18 protein-coding genes are annotated in these 17,232 nt (G+C 38.9%); all 18 read right to left on the reverse strand.

The window, feature by feature from the left end; genetic code table 11:
• Positions 1-165: 165 nt before the first annotated feature.
• The 18 genes from JHE06_RS08760 to JHE06_RS08845 all read right to left on the reverse strand — a co-directional run bounded on the left by JHE06_RS08760 (position 166) and on the right by JHE06_RS08845 (position 17,176).
• Entirely contained in the window at positions 166-1,602 is a 1,437-nt protein-coding gene (locus JHE06_RS08760) for a sensor histidine kinase (protein WP_058918973.1), read from the reverse strand.
• A 2-nt stretch (positions 1,603-1,604) separates the two neighbouring features.
• Positions 1,605-2,318 (reverse strand): response regulator transcription factor, encoded by a 714-nt coding sequence (locus JHE06_RS08765; protein ID WP_201088547.1) that lies wholly within the window; start codon positions 2,316-2,318, stop codon positions 1,605-1,607.
• A gap of 434 nt (positions 2,319-2,752) precedes the next feature.
• Complete coding sequence (locus tag JHE06_RS08770; RefSeq protein WP_058918975.1) at positions 2,753-3,103, reverse strand: single-stranded DNA-binding protein; 351 nt, start codon at positions 3,101-3,103, stop codon at positions 2,753-2,755.
• Positions 3,104-3,242: 139 nt separating this feature from the next.
• Complete coding sequence (locus tag JHE06_RS08775) at positions 3,243-3,446, reverse strand: DNA-directed RNA polymerase subunit beta (RefSeq protein WP_058918976.1); 204 nt, start codon at positions 3,444-3,446, stop codon at positions 3,243-3,245.
• A gap of 32 nt (positions 3,447-3,478) precedes the next feature.
• Positions 3,479-4,471 (reverse strand): rod shape-determining protein MreB, encoded by a 993-nt coding sequence (gene mreB, locus JHE06_RS08780; RefSeq protein ID WP_058918977.1) that lies wholly within the window; start codon positions 4,469-4,471, stop codon positions 3,479-3,481.
• Between the two features lie 251 nt (positions 4,472-4,722).
• Positions 4,723-6,033 carry a UDP-N-acetylglucosamine 1-carboxyvinyltransferase gene (gene murA, locus JHE06_RS08785; RefSeq protein WP_201088548.1) on the reverse strand — a complete coding sequence of 437 codons (1,311 nt, stop codon included), beginning with the start codon at positions 6,031-6,033 and terminating at the stop codon, positions 4,723-4,725.
• Between the two features lie 145 nt (positions 6,034-6,178).
• Complete coding sequence (locus tag JHE06_RS08790; protein ID WP_058918979.1) at positions 6,179-6,409, reverse strand: DUF1146 family protein; 231 nt, start codon at positions 6,407-6,409, stop codon at positions 6,179-6,181.
• Positions 6,410-6,668: 259 nt separating this feature from the next.
• The gene (locus JHE06_RS08795; protein ID WP_058918980.1) at positions 6,669-7,091 is read right to left on the reverse strand and encodes a F0F1 ATP synthase subunit epsilon; all 423 of its coding nucleotides are present in this window, start codon (positions 7,089-7,091) and stop codon (positions 6,669-6,671) included.
• Positions 7,092-7,108: 17 nt separating this feature from the next.
• The gene (gene atpD, locus JHE06_RS08800) at positions 7,109-8,539 is read right to left on the reverse strand and encodes a F0F1 ATP synthase subunit beta (RefSeq protein ID WP_058918981.1); all 1,431 of its coding nucleotides are present in this window, start codon (positions 8,537-8,539) and stop codon (positions 7,109-7,111) included.
• Positions 8,540-8,563: 24 nt separating this feature from the next.
• Positions 8,564-9,481: a F0F1 ATP synthase subunit gamma gene (locus tag JHE06_RS08805; RefSeq protein WP_058918982.1), complete on the reverse strand. Its 918-nt coding sequence runs from the start codon at positions 9,479-9,481 to the stop codon at positions 8,564-8,566.
• Between the two features lie 15 nt (positions 9,482-9,496).
• Positions 9,497-11,044 (reverse strand): F0F1 ATP synthase subunit alpha, encoded by a 1,548-nt coding sequence (gene atpA, locus JHE06_RS08810; RefSeq protein WP_201088549.1) that lies wholly within the window; start codon positions 11,042-11,044, stop codon positions 9,497-9,499.
• Positions 11,045-11,069: 25 nt separating this feature from the next.
• Positions 11,070-11,621 carry an ATP synthase F1 subunit delta gene (gene atpH / locus JHE06_RS08815; protein ID WP_201088550.1) on the reverse strand — a complete coding sequence of 184 codons (552 nt, stop codon included), beginning with the start codon at positions 11,619-11,621 and terminating at the stop codon, positions 11,070-11,072.
• Positions 11,608-12,123: a F0F1 ATP synthase subunit B gene (atpF, locus tag JHE06_RS08820; protein WP_058918985.1), complete on the reverse strand. Its 516-nt coding sequence runs from the start codon at positions 12,121-12,123 to the stop codon at positions 11,608-11,610. The genes atpH and atpF overlap by 14 nt, the downstream gene beginning before the upstream one ends.
• Positions 12,124-12,239: 116 nt before the next feature.
• On the reverse strand, positions 12,240-12,452 hold the full coding sequence (atpE, locus tag JHE06_RS08825; protein WP_058918986.1) for a F0F1 ATP synthase subunit C: 213 nt from the start codon (positions 12,450-12,452) through the stop codon (positions 12,240-12,242).
• 82 nt (positions 12,453-12,534) lie between these two features.
• Entirely contained in the window at positions 12,535-13,245 is a 711-nt protein-coding gene (atpB, locus tag JHE06_RS08830; protein WP_058918987.1) for a F0F1 ATP synthase subunit A, read from the reverse strand.
• A gap of 547 nt (positions 13,246-13,792) precedes the next feature.
• The gene (gene upp / locus JHE06_RS08835) at positions 13,793-14,422 is read right to left on the reverse strand and encodes a uracil phosphoribosyltransferase (protein WP_058918988.1); all 630 of its coding nucleotides are present in this window, start codon (positions 14,420-14,422) and stop codon (positions 13,793-13,795) included.
• Positions 14,423-14,846: 424 nt separating this feature from the next.
• Positions 14,847-16,085, reverse strand: coding sequence for a serine hydroxymethyltransferase (gene glyA / locus JHE06_RS08840; protein ID WP_058918989.1), 1,239 nt, complete (start codon positions 16,083-16,085; stop codon positions 14,847-14,849).
• Positions 16,086-16,153: 68 nt separating this feature from the next.
• Positions 16,154-17,176, reverse strand: coding sequence for an L-threonylcarbamoyladenylate synthase (locus JHE06_RS08845; protein WP_201088551.1), 1,023 nt, complete (start codon positions 17,174-17,176; stop codon positions 16,154-16,156).
• Between the last annotated feature and the right edge of the window lie 56 nt (positions 17,177-17,232).

A 17,232-nucleotide genomic window follows, 5' to 3' on the forward strand; every position in this document is an offset into this window, starting at 1 on the left:
GTGTGAAGCCACAAAATCGGTGCTTTAAGCTTTAAAGTCTAAATCGGATAAATACAAAAGCGAGAAAGGATGATCTCCTTTTCTCGCTTTTGTATTTTTCTTAACGACTATTTGAACGTATAAGAAGTCATTTTTCAGCAGCCAACAAAATTGTTGTATCCTTTTTTAATCTTTTGTCTGCTTTTCTGACTGACTTGATTCTGATGGAAAAACTAACGTAAACAAGGTACCTTTTCCTGGTGTACTTTCAACGCTGATCTTAGCGCCATGCAAGTTCATCAATTGCTGAACAATCGCTAACCCTAAACCAGATTCTCCATACTTAGTATTTTTTCTAGAAACATCGGCTTTATAATAACGTTCCCAAATATTTTTCACTTCTTCAGCATCCATTCCGATTCCCGAATCTTCAATGGTGACAATGCTCGCATTGTCTTCTACCCACCCTGTGAGCTTGATTTCACCATCTTGAGTAAATTGAATCGCATTTTGGATAAGGTTGACCATAATTTGAATAAATCGGTCATAATCTGCATAAATCATCATTTCTGACGGGCAATCTAAAACAAGCGTATTTTTAGCCGTTTTTGCTTTAGTAGATAGCTGTTCGATAATAATTTCAAGAGCTTCTTGAACATTAAAATTTTGTTTGTACAACATGATTTGATTGGTTCGGATTTTTTCATAATCCAAATTTTCATTCACTAATCGAATCAAACGGCGTGTTTCATTGCGCATGAGTTCGATACTGCGTTGTTTTTGGTTCTCTGGTATCATATCGTGTTCTAGTCCTTCTAATAACCCATTGATGGTTGTCAACGGTGTCCGCATTTCATGAGCAGCATCTGCCATAAATTGTCTTCGCCGGTTTTCTTGACGTTCGATTTCTTCGTGAGAATCTTTTAATGAACCGACCATACTGTTAAAATCACTGGCTAAATCGTCAAATTCATCGCGCCCGTAGTTTTCCAAGTGGACATCAAACTTCCCTTGTGCAACAGTATGGGTCGCTTTTCTTAAACGATTGATTCGATTGACTTGGTATTTTGCAAACAACAAACTCATAACAATCGCTCCTAATGAAGAAAATAAAAAGGCGCTAAATAAGTTATCCCGCAACTCTGTGAGATTAGCTTCAATGCCGCTGATCGGCGAGCTGACGGCTACAAAACCAGAAAATACCCCGCTGGCTTTTACATAAAACGGCAGGTACACTAAAGCAATTTCTCGGTTATTGCCATAAAAGTCTTTTTGCCGAACGGTCAATGAGATCCGCTGCCCTTCTTCTAATTTTTTCATATCCGCTGCAGAAATACCGCTTGAGTAATTAGACTCCGCTTGGGGGTAAATCATTTGATCTTCACTGTTAAAGACGCTCAACGTGACTCCTTGATTCTTCAATATGATTTGTCCTGTATCCAATTGGTCTGTTTGAAGATCGCCTTCGATCAAGGCTTCCGCATACCCATATAATTGTGTTTCGGTATTGCGGTAAGTCGTATTTTTAGCAAATTGTAAAAAAGAAAAACCAAGAATGATCAGCATGGTCATAATCACTGTAAAGAATGCCAGCATTTGTTGATAAAAATATTTTAATTTCATTTTTATTCGACTCCAGTGTCGTCAAATTTATAGCCTATGCCCCATACTGTCTGGATAACTTGCGGACCAGTCTTATCGATTTTTTGACGCAGCTTTTTGATGTGCGCATCTACTGTCCGTTCATCGCCAAAATATTCATAGTCCCAAATCATGCTCAATAATTGTTCTCTTGAAAAGACTTGTTTTGGACTTTTTGCCAATGTATACAATAATTCAAATTCTTTAGGTGTTAAGCCTTCGATCTCTTTCTCATAAAGGATGGCTTCACGTGTCTTCTTATCGATTTTAAGGTGCTTAGTTTCAATTTCATATGTGCTTTCGACGTAACCGCTGCTGTCGTCATGGCTTAGCTCTGCACGTCTCGTTATGGCTTTAATGCGGGCGATAAGCGTTAACGGACTGAAAGGTTTCGTGACGTAATCATCAGCTCCCATTTCCAATCCAATCACTTGATCGCTTTCAGAATCTTTAGCTGTCAGCATAATGATCGGAACGCGCTTAGAAACTTTGCGCATTTCACGGCAAATTTGCATACCATCCATGCTCGGTAAGTTCAAATCAAGAATAACTAAATCCCAACTTGCTACATCTGTTAAAAATAAATCCAACCCTTCTTTCCCATCTTGAATAAAAGCAGCTTCCCATTGTTCTTTTTGAAAAAACATTTCCATCATTTCGCAAACCGAATGATTGTCTTCAATCATGATTATCTTCATTTAGTGATAGGCTTTTCCTTCTGTGACTTTGATCAGAAGAAAAAAACCTATGCCTCCCTTCGTATTGTAGAATAGGTGTTTCGCTTTATTAGATAGAACAGCCTTTTTTAATTTGCTAGGATTCAAAATCCGTCGCGTGCTGATCCATACCGCAGCACTGAAACCTTTATTTGCTTGTTTTAAAAAAATTGCAAAAGAGCTGACATTTCTGATACTCTTTTTTGTGCTGACTCTAGTTTAGTATACTCTTTTTTTTAAGGCAACTGAATGCTAACCTGAATTTTTTGTTTGTTTCACTCATTTTGTATTGTTTCATTAAAAACAGCCCTCATTTTTTCAAACAATGAGGGCTGATCTATTCTTTTTGTTCAAACTTGTTTAGTTGATCATTCGCTACACCTTATTTTCTTGCAGGACGAGCCTCTTCTCTTCTTTTAAACTTCTACTTCCAAAAGAGAAGGATCCTGTATTTTTCTTCCTTGTAAAAAATGGAGTTCATCGATGACCATCTCTACTAAAAAGACCGTTTCTTCTTCTTTATTTACATAGGATCTCGATTGCATTCTGCCTGATAGACCTACTAGATGCCCTTTCTCGCAATACGTATGCAGCAACTTTGCCACTGGGCCCCAAGCTACCACCGGAATAAAGTCTGTTTGCTGCCCTTGTTCATTTTTGTATCTGCGTTTAACGGCTAGCGTATTGTTCGTTACTATTTTTCCTTCTCCGATTTCTTTCAATTCGACTTCTTTAACTAATCGACCGACTAAAGCCATTTGATTCATTTTTTTCTCCTCCTTTAATTGTCTTACACTTTAACTGTCTGTCAAAAAAAGCGTATTCATTTTTAAACACAAAAAAATCACCGAAAAAGTTTTGCACACCTTTTCTAGTGATTTTCTATTGGTACTGTCTCTCTATTCTTTAATTGACAATCGTTGGTTTTGTAAAGTAACTGAAAATGTGGCCCCAAGTAGACATTTCAAAAATGGCAAATGGGTTTCCATCTCCAATGATTCCGTAACCCACCATTGCTCCAAGAATTAAAGCGATGGCAATCAAAACAATGACAAGCAAAACTTTTAAAATGAACGTTAAGATCTGCGTTGCTATTTTTTCTTTTGTCATTGTGTCACCTCATTTTTTTTGGATTTTTTTAATTAAAGGCTGAATTTTTTCTTGGACATGTTTTCTAATAAGATTCCCGTTCCTAAAGCAACAGAATCTAAAGGTAGTTCTGCTACAAAAACAGGTACTTTTAATTGTTCAGCAAACAGTTGATCCACACCATCTAATAGTGCTCCTCCGCCGGTCAATATAATTCCGCGATCAATAATATCAGCAGACAATTCCGGTGGTGTTTGTTCTAAAACGTCTTTCGCTTGTTGAACGATCATCAACATAGATTCAGCTGTTGCTTCTTGAACTTCACCAGATTTGATCGTTATCGTTCTTGGCAAACCGCTAACCATATCTCGTCCTCTAACATCCATAGAATCGTCACGGCGATCGGCAAATACTGTTCCGATTTCCATTTTGATCGATTCAGCTGTTCGTTCCCCGATAAGAAGTTTGTATTTTTTCTTTACGTATTGAGTGATTTCATTGTCCATACGGTCTCCCGCTACTTTCAATGAACGGCTAGTTACAATTCCACCCATTGACAATACAGCGATATCAGTTGTACCACCGCCTATATCAATGACCATATTTCCGCTTGGTTGAAAAATATCCATTCCAGCTCCGATAGCTGCTACTTTAGGTTCTTCTTCAAGAAAAACATTTTTTCCACCACTTTTTTCAGCAGCTTCAATAATGGCTTTTTGTTCAATCGCTGTAATATTTGTCGGACAGCAAATCAAAATATTAGGTTTAGACATAAATCCCTTTACATTCAATTTATTAATAAAGTGAGTCAACATAGCTTCAGTGATATCAAAGTCAGCGATAACTCCGCCATCTAAAGGACGAATCGCTCGTATATTTCCTGGTGTACGCCCGACCATTAAGTAGGCTTCTTCTCCAACCGCTAAGACACGATTGGTTTTGGTGTCGATTGCAACTACTGAAGGTTCGTTTAAAACGATTCCTTTTCCTTTTACATGAATCAATACATTAGCTGTTCCTAAATCGATTCCTATGTCTTTCGCCATTGCTATGTTCTCCTCCTAAACTCTTGTTCAACTAGGGCTAATTTTAAACATTAGCCATCTAATTCATAATTATAACATATCTCTTTACAATCTGAAACTGTGATTTCAAAAAATTAAAACCATTGCTTGACTTTTTTGAAAAACGTTTAAAAAACTTATTTAGTATTTTATTCATAGAAAAAAAACTGGAATAAAATCCCATTAAAGTGATTTGATTCCAGTTTAGTTTCATTTGAATTCACAAAAGACGTTTAATTAAATAAAGCATTCAACTCTTCAGTTTTCAAACTATGTTCAGTCGTTTCATTTACACGTTCAATATCTGCACCTAAAGCTTGTAATTTTTTGTGGAATTTATAATAGCCACGATCTAAATATTCTAAATGAGTGACTCGTGTATAGCCTTCAGCCACCATACCTGCAATGATCAATGCAGCTGCTGCTCTTAAATCGGTAGCGGCTACTTCAGCTCCTTGCAATTTAGCTGGTCCATAAACAACCAACGTTTGGTTTTCGACAGTAAATTCACCGTTCATACGACGCAACTCTTCCATATGCATGTAGCGGTTTTCAAAAACCGTTTCTTTCATAGTACTCATGCCCTCAGCACATACTTGTGCAATCGTCATTTGCGCTTGCATATCTGTTGGAAAGCCTGGATGCGGCATTGTTTTTACATCCGTTGCTTTTAACTGTTCAGGTCCAATGACCCGTAGACCATTAGCCCCTTCAATAAAGCGCACACCCATTTCGCTTAATTTAGAAATCAAAGGCTTATTGTGTTCAGAAACAGCGTCTTCAATGAAGACATCGCCTTTCGTAACCGCTACAGCCACCATGAAAGTTCCTGCTTCGATACGATCTGGAATAATGCTATGTTCTGTTCCGTGTAATGTTTCTACACCTTCGATACGAATGCTTTCTGTTCCAGCACCAAAGACTTTTGCTCCCATACGATTCAAGAAGTTAGCTAAGTCAACGATTTCTGGCTCACGTGCAACATTTTCGATGGTTGTAGTGCCTTCTGCTAATGCAGCAGCCATCATAATATTTTGAGTAGCACCAACACTCGGAAAATCTAAATAAATGTGAGCGCCTTTTAACTTATCGGCAAAAGCTTCAATGTAGCCATTTTCAATATGTACTTTGGCTCCCATCGCTTCAAATCCTTTTAAATGCAAATCAATCGGGCGTGTTCCAATGGCACAGCCGCCTGGTAGAGCAACTTTTGCATGCCCTAAACGTGCTAACAGCGGGCCCATCACAACTATCGATGCGCGCATTTTACTAACATATTCAAATGGAGCTTCAAAATTCAATTCTCCTGAAGCATCCAGAGTGATTTCTTTATCGGTTTCATTAAAATTAACAGCTACATTTAGATGACGCAATACTTCATTTATCGTAAAAACATCTGACAAAGTGGGTACATTGCTTAACTTGCTTTGGCCTTCACTTGCCAAGATGGATGCTGCTAAAATGGGTAAAACAGCATTTTTTGCGCCTTCGACCTTTACTGTTCCTTCAAGACGCTTACCGCCACGAACAATCATTTTTTCCATGATTATATCCCTCCGAAATTTCTGTTGCCAACTACCATTCCCTGTTGCTCTAACAATTTACAGCAATCTAAAGCATTATAACATAGAAGTAGGCACAGTTTCAATTTTTCAGATTTTTTTATTGCTTTAACAGTTAATAAAACCATTAAAATAAAAAAATTAAATTACGCGATTGCAAAATAAATTCCAATACAAATGAACTTACGGTATAGCCGATAGTAATGGACAAAAACAAATAGAGCACTCGAGCTTGAGCAATATGATTTTTTTTGATCCATTTTTCAATCAACAACCCTTTTAAGCCCCAAAATGCTAATAAAATAAAGAAGACATGTGAAAAAAGACTGATGACTGCTTGGGTTCCTATAAAATTCATTTTGTCTTGCTCCTCTTATGTTTAGTTTAACACATACTTTTTTGAAATGGTATTTCTAGGATTTGCTAGCTAAAACAAACCAATATTCCTTTTAAATAAAAGAATACCTTCTTCTATAGTAGCGGACTTCCTTTTAAAAAAACAGTTTTATTCTTTTTATCTCAGCAAGTTTTAAGCCGTTTCTCATAGCTTCCATGAGAAAACAAGAAAAAAAGAACCTCACAGCTGCCTTTAAGCAACTGGAAGTTCCTTTACTCGTTTAAGAACGATTGTGTTTAGAGACAGAAATACGATTGATTGCTTTACGCAATGAAATCTCTGCTCGTTTTTGCTGTTTATTATTGTGAACAGCTTCAGCTTTACGAAGCGACTCTTCAGCGCGGTGTTTAGCTGCAAAAGCACGCTCTACATCAATATCTCTCGATCTTTCAGCACTATCCGCAATAATGGAACAGACATTGTTCCGTACTTCCATTATTCCGCCGTTTACAGCAATCAAGTCTTCAGCATCATTCGTTACCCGTTTGATCCGGACACCATTGATTGTCAAAGGAACAATAATAGGTGTATGTTCAGGCATGATTCCTAATTGGCCATCAATGGCTTTTACAATCACCATACTCGCACGATGGTCATAGACAATACCAGCTGGAGTCACGATTTGTACATGTAATTCCGCCATTTATACTGCCTCCTTTATTAATAACCTGCTGCTTCAGCTTTTGCAATAACTTCTTCGATCCGTCCAACGTTACGGAAAGCATCTTCCGGCAAATCGTCATAGCGGCCTTCTAAAATTCCTTTAAAGCCGCGAACCGTTTCAGAAACCGGAACATACGAACCCGGGATTCCTGTAAATGCTTCAGCTACATGGAAGTTTTGCGATAAGAAAAATTGGATACGACGAGCTCTCGAAACAACGATTTTCTCGCTATCTGATAATTCATCCATCCCTAAAATAGCAATAATATCTTGTAATTCACGGTACCGTTGCAAAAGTTGTTGAACTTCGTTAGCGATACGGTAATGTTCTTCACCGACGATTTCTGGCGCCAATGCGCTAGAAGTAGACGCTAACGGATCGACTGCCGGATAAATCCCTTGCTCTGTAAGTTTACGCTCTAGGTTGGTTGTTGCATCCAAATGGGCGAAAACTGTTGCAGGGGCTGGATCCGTATAGTCATCTGCTGGCACATAAATCGCTTGGATCGATGTGATCGAACCTTTATTCGTTGAAGTAATACGTTCTTGTAATTGACCCATTTCAGTCGCTAACGTTGGTTGGTACCCAACAGCTGACGGCATCCGGCCAAGCAAAGCCGAAACTTCTGAACCTGCTTGAGTAAATCGGAAAATGTTGTCAATAAAGAGCAGCACATCTTGACCAACGTCGTCACGGAAGTATTCAGCAATGGTTAAACCAGTCAAGGCAACACGCATCCGTGCACCAGGCGGTTCATTCATTTGACCAAAGACCATCGCTGTTCGTTTAATAACACCGGATTCTTGCATCTCGAAATACAAGTCATTTCCTTCACGGGTCCGTTCTCCGACACCCGCAAAAACAGATATTCCGCCATGTTCTTCAGCAATATTATGAATCAATTCTTGGATCAAAACGGTTTTACCAACTCCGGCACCACCAAATAATCCGATTTTACCACCTTTTAAATAAGGTGCTAATAAATCGATTACTTTGATCCCTGTTTCAAGAATCGATGTATTGCTGCTTAATTCATCAAAAGCTGGAGCAAAACGGTGAATGGGATCACGGCGTACGTCATCACCGAACGGTTCTTTTAAGTCGATCGTCTCGCCTAAAACATTAAACATTCTTCCTAACGTATCTTCTCCCACAGGAACTGTGATTGGGCTTCCAGTATCAGAAACCTCCATTCCCCGCTGCAATCCATCTGTTGATTCCATTGCAATGGTTCTGAGTACACCATTTCCTAATTGCAACGCTACTTCTAGTACAATCGTATTTTCTTTTCTTGCATCTTTTTCAGCATCATCGGTTGTTACTTTTTTTACTACAAGAGCATGATTGATTTCTGGTATATCGCCATTTACTGGGAATTCCACATCAACAACCGGTCCAATAACTTGAACAATTTGACCACTACTCATTCATTTTTCCTCCCATTCATTAAACTATTCTAATGCGGAAGCCCCACCTATAATTTCCGTAATTTCTTCCGTGATGGCGGCTTGACGAGCTCTATTGTAATTCACCGTCAAGTCATCAATAATATCTTTAGCATTATCGGTCGCGCCCTTCATGGCGGTCATACGAGCAGCATGCTCTGCGGCCTTAGCATCTAAAATAGCACCATAAATCAAACTTTCTGCATATTGCGGCAATAAAATATCCAAGATTTCTTCTTTTGAAGGTTCATATAAATAGTCGCTTTCATATTCCACTGTCTCTGAAGGATCCAAATCACTTAAAGGTAACATTTTATCGGCACGAAATTGGAACGTTATGGTGTTAATGTGGTGGTTGTAGCAAACATACAACTCATCAAATACTTCGTTTTTATACATTTCAGTTGCTGTCCGGGCAATGCCGCGGATTTCATCAAACGTTGGGTGGTCGCTGATGTCATTTAATTCATAAGCAACGTTCATGCCTCTTGATTTAAAGAAATCTCCAGCTGTACTGCCAACAGCCATAAAGATGTACTCATCTGGCGAGCTATGGTCTTTTTGGATCATATCTACGGTAGCTTTAATAATAGAACTGTTGTATCCGCCAGCCAATCCTTTGTCGGAGCTGATCACGATATAACCGGTTTTTTTAACTGGCCGCTCTACTAACATATCATGAAAATCAATATTAGAAGGCGAATTTGTGCCAATTAAGCCGCTGTCTTCAATCATTGTTAACTGTGTGTGCGCTAAATTCGTTACGATTTCTCGAACTTTTTTAGCGTAAATTTGGAACCCTTTTGCTTTTTGTTCCGCTTTAGATAACTTAGCTCCTGAGACCATTTGCATAGCATTTGTAATTTGACTCGTTTTTTTGGTAGAAGCTATTTTTTTACTAATATCATTTAAAGAACCAGCCATTCCTATTCACCGCCTTTACATAGTTCCTGGCATATACTCTTCATTATCAGGATCGATGGCACTTGTGAAAAAGTTGTCGATAAATTCATTGATGACAGCATCAATTTTTTCACTATCTGGCAAATCTTTCGTTTCAGCAATTTCATCTATTATTTCTTGGTGTTGGTTTCCAACATATTCATAAAATTCTTTTTCAAATCTTCCTAACTCGCTAATCGAAATGGTATCTAAGAAGCCGTGAGTCAACGCATAAAAAATCAACACTTGATTTTCAACGCTGATGACCTCATGCAGCCCTTGTTTTAAGATTTCGACTGTTCGGTGCCCACGGTTTAGTTTCGCTTGAGTAGCAGCATCTAAATCTGACCCAAATTGCGTAAAAGCTTCTAATTCACGGAAACTTGCTAAGTCTAAACGCAAGGTACCCGAAACTTTCTTCATCGCTTTTATTTGAGCAGCTCCTCCGACCCGCGAGACAGATAATCCGGCAGCCAATGCAGGACGAACGCCTGAATAGAACAAATCGCTTTCTAAAAAGATTTGTCCATCAGTGATGGAAATAACGTTCGTCGGAATGTAAGCCGAAATATCTCCTGCTTGTGTTTCAACAAATGGTATAGCCGTAATCGAACCGCCACCCAATGCGTCATTTAATTTAGCAGCCCGCTCTAGCATCCTTGAATGCAAATAAAAAACATCTCCGGGATACGCTTCACGGCCCGGCGGACGACGAAGTAAAAGAGACAGTTCACGGTAAGCAGCAGCTTGTTTGGTTAAATCATCAAAAACAATCAACACGTGCTTGCCGTTATACATAAATTCTTCTGCCATGGCTAAACCTGAATAAGGTGCTAAATAGAGTAATGGCGCTGGCTGAGATGCACTTGCAGTCAACACGATAGAATAATCCATTGCGCCAAATCGCTTCAATATTTCCACTTGTGAACGAACCGTTGATTCTTTTTGGCCGATCGCTACATAGATACAAATCGTATCTTGCCCTTTTTGGTTGATGATCGTGTCGATCGCTAAACTTGTTTTCCCAGTTTTACGGTCTCCAATAACCAGTTCCCGTTGTCCGCGTCCGATCGGTACTAATGCGTCTATACCTTTGATCCCTGTTTGCAAAGGCTCAAAAACAGATTGTCTGTCCATTACACCGGGAGCCGCAGCTTCAACAGGACGCATTTTCGTTGTTTGAATCTCACCTAGTCCATCTATAGGCCGACCTAATGAATTCACTACACGTCCAATCATTGCATCGCCTACTGGAACTTCCATAATGCGTCCAGTCCGCTTGACCGTATCGCCTTCAACGATTCCTTCAAATGGGCCGAGAATAATGATCCCGACATCATTTGTTTCCAAGTTTTGTGCCATTCCATAAACGCCGTTAGAAAATTCAAGTAGTTCTCCGGCCATCGCATTCTCTAACCCGTAAGCTCGAGCAATACCATCTCCGACATAACTGACCGTTCCAACTTCGTCAACAACCAACTCATTACGAAAACCTTCAATTTGTTGTTTAATGAGCGAACTGATCTCTTCAGCTTTTAACCCCATAAATTTTCACCTCTTCAGCTATTTCTTATCGTTCATTCTTAACTAATTGTTTCCTTAAACTCTCTAAATTAGCACGAATACTGCCATCAAAAACTTTATTTTCGATTTCAATGATTACGCCGCCTAATATTTCTTCATCAATGATTGTTTTGATCAGAACTTTTCTGGCACCTAATTTTTTTATAAATACTTCTTGGATGCGTTTTTCTTGCGATTCTGTTAAAGGAACAGTGGTCGTAACATTTGCAATAGCTGTCCGATTTTCATGGTCGTATAACGTTTCGTATGCATTTACGATTGCTAACAAATCAGACATCCGTCTAAAATTGTAAATCGTTTTGATAAATTTCTGCATATCCGACGAAAATGTTTTCGTTAGATCCTCTAAAACCTGTTCTTTATCTGTTTGTGCAATTTGTCGGTTATTGAAAAACTTCGTCAAGTTTTTATTTCCTGCATAAATTTGACGAATATCCATTAAGTTATCGAACGCCTCATCTTCCGTTCCTTTTTCAAGTGCATCCTGATAAAAGGCTTTAGCTAACTGGCTTGCATCCATATCTCTATTTAATCTCATTGGTATCAGCCAGCCTTTCGATGTACTGATCTATCAACTCGGCATGCCCTTCATTGGTTAATTCTTTGTTGATCAGTTTTTCAGCAATTTGAATAGAAAGCGAACTCACATCGTGTCGTACACTTGCTAAAGCCATTTGTCGTTCATTTTCAATTTCTTTTTTTGCATCCATTTTTAAACGGAGTACTTCTTGTTGAGCAGCTGCTAACAGTTCCTTTTCTGTACTTTCAGCACTAGCTTTTGCTTTATTTAAGACCGTGGCTGCTTCAGCTCGCGTTTTATCTAGTTTTTCTTGGCGTTCTGCAGCTAGGCGCTCAGCTTCGTTTTTGGCAATTTCAGCATTTTCTATGTTACTTGCAATGGTTTGTTCCCGCTTTTCCATAATGCTCATCAGCGGTTTCCAAGCAAATTTCTTTAATAAAATCATCAAGAGTAAAAACGATACTAGTACAACAATTGTATCCCCGGCAGTTGTTGCTCCTAAAACTAACTGGTTGAACATTTACTTCACTCCTTCTACTATATCAGGTTTGTTATCCGCGAAAAAAGGCAGAGGTTTTTGTTAGCGCTGCCTTTAACGCATTTTATTGATGTCAGCCGGTAATCCATTTCGCCTGATTAACTAAATACAAGGATAAATGCAATAACAACAGCCATGATCGGAATCGCTTCAACTAACCCAACACCGATATACATTAATGTTTGTAATTCACTTTTCATTTCTGGTTGACGTGCGATAGATTCGATTGTTTTTGCGATAACTTTACTTGAACCAAATGCTGCTCCGATAGCTGCACCTGCGATTGCGATTGCTGCTCCAATTAAACCCATAATAATTTCCTCCTAATTTTTAAGTATTCTCTCTATGACCGTCTAATTTTTTTATATTTGATAATTCATTGATACTCTATCTTTAATGCTCTACTTTATGAGAAATGTATACCATTGTTAAAGTCGTGAAGACAAAGGCTTGGATACTTCCGATAAAAATCGAGAAGGCTTGCCAAACCATACCTAATGGAATTCCCACAATCCACGTAAAGACACCATAGCTTTGAGCTAAAGTGGCGATCAACCCTAGCAGAATTTCACCGGCGTAAATGTTTCCGTATAACCGTAAAGCTAAAGTCAGTGTATTTGTAAATTCTTCGAATAGTTTGATCGGCAACAAGAATGGTACGGGCCGTATAAAACTATTCATAAAGTAATTCTTAAAACCTTGTTCCCGTACCCCAAAGTAATTCGATAGAAGAATGACCATAAAAGCCATCGACAACGTTACGATCGGATCAGCCGTTGGACTCTTCCACATTTGTTGTCCATTGACATTCAATATTAGAGGCAGCCCCATCATATTTGAAACAAAAACAAACATAATTAACGTAAAGCCTAATAGTCCGAATTTGTCCCCTTGTTCTTTCGACATTGAACTAGAAATAATATTTTGCACAAAATCGACAACCCATTCAATAAAGTTTTGCTTACCTGTAGGTTTCAACTTCATATTTCTTGTACAAATGAAAGCGACAAGAAAAACAATGGCACACGCTGACACAGTAGTAATTAAATTGGTTACATTAAAACTCAGACCGAATAAATGTAATATCGGGGACTCGTGTTCCACAACGTTCACCTCTTTTCCATAATTAAACTCTGTATTGATCTCAACAAAACGTCGCAAGCCATCAAATGAGTCGTTATCCTTTCTTTCTCAAGCTCAAAGCTAATTTTAACATACCTTCGTTTTCTTTCCTATTTTGAAGAACCCCGATAGCGATACTGCGGGCATTCTTTAAAAGAAAAAAGAGGATATTTTAAAATTTTTGTTTTCCAGTCTTGCTGACAGATGCTATCATACCACCATTTAAAATAAAATACAAAGGATTGTGAAAAACAACACTATTTTTCATAAACCCCTTGATATAATAATGTTCGTCCTTAATTTCAAGCCATTTCGGACCTTTTTTTTCTGTTTTCAATTAAAAAAATACAGTAATTTCAGCTTTTTTTATTAAAAAAATTACTTTCAGCAGCTTTCTTTTCTGTCTGCCTCATTGCCATTCCCAAAATTTGAGTGCGGTTGTCTCACTGTTTTTTTGCATAAAGATAAATACAAAAAACCCAAGAAAAAGAAATCTTTTTCTTGAGTTTCCTATCTATACTTACAACGCTTATAGCGTTCCGAATAAACGGTCACCAGCATCGCCTAAACCTGGTAAAATATAGCCATTTTCATCTAATTTTTCATCTAATGCTGCTGTATAGATGTCTACATCCGGGTGAGCTTCTTCTAAAGCTTTCACGCCTTCTGGAGCGGCAACAATACAAACGAATTTAATCGAGCTTGCTCCGCGTTTTTTTAGAGCTTCAATAGCAGCGATGGCAGAAGCACCGGTTGCCAACATAGGATCGACAACAAATAATTGACGGTCTTGAATGTCTGTTGGTAATTTAATAAAGTACTCAACAGCTTCTAAGGTTTCGTGATCACGGTACATTCCTACGTGTCCAACTTTTGCTGCTGGAATCAAATCTAAAATACCATCGACCATACCTAAACCGGCTCTTAAAATTGGAATAATCGCAACTTTTTTACCTGCTAAGTGTTTTTGAGTCGTTTTAACTAAAGGCGTTTCGATTTCAACATCTTGTAATGGCATGTCTCTTGAAACTTCATAAGCCATTAAGCGCGCAATTTCATTCACAGCTTCTCTAAAATCTTTGGTCCCGGTCTCTTTGTTACGAAGGATCGTAACTTTGTGTTGGATCAACGGATGGTTTATAACATGAAATTTGCCCATAATTTTCAACCCTCATTTTCTATAAATTTTCAAACAATTCTATTGTAATGGAAATTTGCTTTAAAGGCTAGAGTTTTAGTAGATTCTAGCAAAAAGGGCTTTTTGTCAAAAGAAGGGGACTTCATCTTCCTGCTCCAAAATGAGTCTACAGGATGAAATAGGTGGTTGTTAGATCGGAAAATTTTCGGATCCGAAAATTTCACTACCTTCAGTTAAATAGAAAAACAATAGAAATCGCATATGGTAAGTAGTACATGAGAAAGAAAACAACCCTATGATCGAACTCTTTATTCTAACGGAGATTTTCGTCCGTCATTATTTTTACTTGCCAATACTAAATAGTAAAGAACCGAAAAAAATTTGGTTTTTTAAGTATAAAAAAACTAAAAGCAGATACCAGCGGCATCTACTTTTAGTATGTCTTTTATTTTGTCAGGTACAAAGGGTTAGCTGCTGTCAACTGACGTACAGTCTGTTTGATTTCAGCAAGCTTCTCAGGGTCGGATTTAGCATTCAAAGCAGCCACAATCAATTCTGCCACGGCTTTAGAATCGGCTTCATCAAAACCACGTGTCGTAATAGCTGGCGTTCCAATACGAATCCCGCTGGTTTTGAAAGGGCTCAACGTTTCAAACGGAATCGTGTTTTTGTTCACTGTGATTCCGACTTTATCTAACAACGCTTCCGCTTCTTTCCCGTTCAAACCAAATTGTCTCACTTCTAATAGCAATAAATGGTTATCGGTCCCGCCACTTACTAAGTGACCAGCCGATGAATTAAAGACACTTTCCATTGCTTTTGCATTTTTAATGATTTGTGCTGCGTATGTTTTAAACTCTGGCATCATTGCTTCTTTTAAAGCTACGGCTTTTCCAGCAATCACGTGTTCCAATGGACCGCCTTGAATACCAGGAAAAATAGCACTATTTAACGCTTTTCCATATTGTTCTTTAGCTAATATCAATCCGCCGCGCGGACCTCTCAGGGTTTTATGAGTTGTGGTGGTCACAACATCTGCATAAGGAACAGGGTTTTGGTGCAACCCTGCAGCCACTAATCCAGCGATATGAGCCATATCAACCATCAAATAAGCCCCAACTTCATCTGCTATTTCACGAAACTTAGCAAAATCTATTTTTCTGGCATAAGCACTGCCGCCAGCAATGATCATTTTCGGCTTATGTTTCAGTGCTTGTTGGCGTACTGCATCATAATCAAGGTATTCTGCTTCTTTGTCCACCCCATAAGCAACAAAATCATATGTTTTCCCGCTGAAGTTAACCGGTGAACCATGAGTTAAGTGCCCACCATGGGTCAAATCCATTCCTAAAACCACATCGCCAGGTGCTAAAAAAGCATTGAAAACAGCCATATTCGCTCCTGAGCCAGAATGAGGCTGCACGTTCGCATATTCAGCACCAAAAAGTTCTTTAGCGCGGTCGATTGCTAGATTTTCAACAATATCGATGTATTCACAGCCCCCATAGTAGCGTTTGCCAGGATATCCCTCAGCATATTTATTGGTCAAAATGCTGCCTTGAGCTGCCAGCACACCTTCCGAAACAAAGTTTTCTGAAGCGATCAATTCGATATTATTTTCTTGACGTTCACGTTCATGATCGATTGCCTCAAATAATTCTTTATCAAATTCTTTATAATCCATCCGTTAACCCACACCCTTTAATAGAATAGCTTAAGTATAGCATTTCTTCCGCTGCTTTTCTCCCTAAATCAATCGTTAAAATAATGGTGACCTGCTGCCTTTTCTAACCGATTCATATAGGCATCTCCTATTCCATCGCGTTGATAAGCTTCTGCTAAAATAAGTGTTACATCTGTTTTTTCAAAAAAACGCAGCCCGGCGTATAAAGCTTTGGCAGCTTCCGCAACGCTTCCTTCTTTTCCCAATGAAAATACTTCTGCTACTTGTCCTTTAAATTGTCGGGCACGCGTTTCATTCACCAGCAAGCCAATTTTTTCTCCTTGATCTTGGTAATGAGCAATAGCCGCTTGCCAACTCTCGCTTGATCCATCGACAATGATGACCGGTTCATCCGGTGCATAGTGCTTGTATTTCATACCAGGTGCTTTAGGCTTTTCTTCCTCAGAAACTAAATGACGATCCACATAAACCGTTCCAATGACTGCTTCTAACGCTTCTTTTGTTAACGCGCCTGGTCTTAAGATAACCGGAGCCTCAGGGTTTGTCGTATCTAAAACTGTTGATTCCAATCCTACCCCAGTTTCGCCACCATCCAGTATACCAGCGATTTTCCCTTGCAAATCATGGTAGACATGCTGAGCTGTTGTAGGGCTGGGCTTGCCGGAGGTATTCGCGCTTGGACCAACCAATGGCATACCGGCTGCTTTGATCAATGCAAGTGTCGCTTGATTATCCGGCATCCGAATAGCCACGCTGTCTAAACCAGCCGTCACAGTGTCTGCAAAGGCACCCGGTTTTAGTTTAAAAATCAACGTAAGTGGACCTGGCCAGAACTTTTCCATTAAGGTTTGGGCTGCTTTGGGAATTTCTTCAACGTAAGCGTTCACTTCTTCAATAGAAGAAACATGAACGATCAAGGGATTGTCGCTTGGTCTTCCTTTAGCTAAATAAACCTTTTTGACAGCTGGTTCATTCTGGGCATTTGCTCCAAGCCCGTAAACTGTTTCAGTAGGGAATGAAACAAGTTCTCCCTGCTTTAATAAGGCAGCCGCTTGTTCGATTTCATCCAACTGAAAAACTTTAGTATCCACAGGATCACTTCCTTTTATTTTATTAAAAACCTTTATTTACCAAATTCAACTCATTG

The organism is Carnobacterium sp. CS13, assembly GCF_016653495.1.
Classification (GTDB): Bacteria; Bacillota; Bacilli; order Lactobacillales; family Carnobacteriaceae; genus Carnobacterium_A; species Carnobacterium_A antarcticum.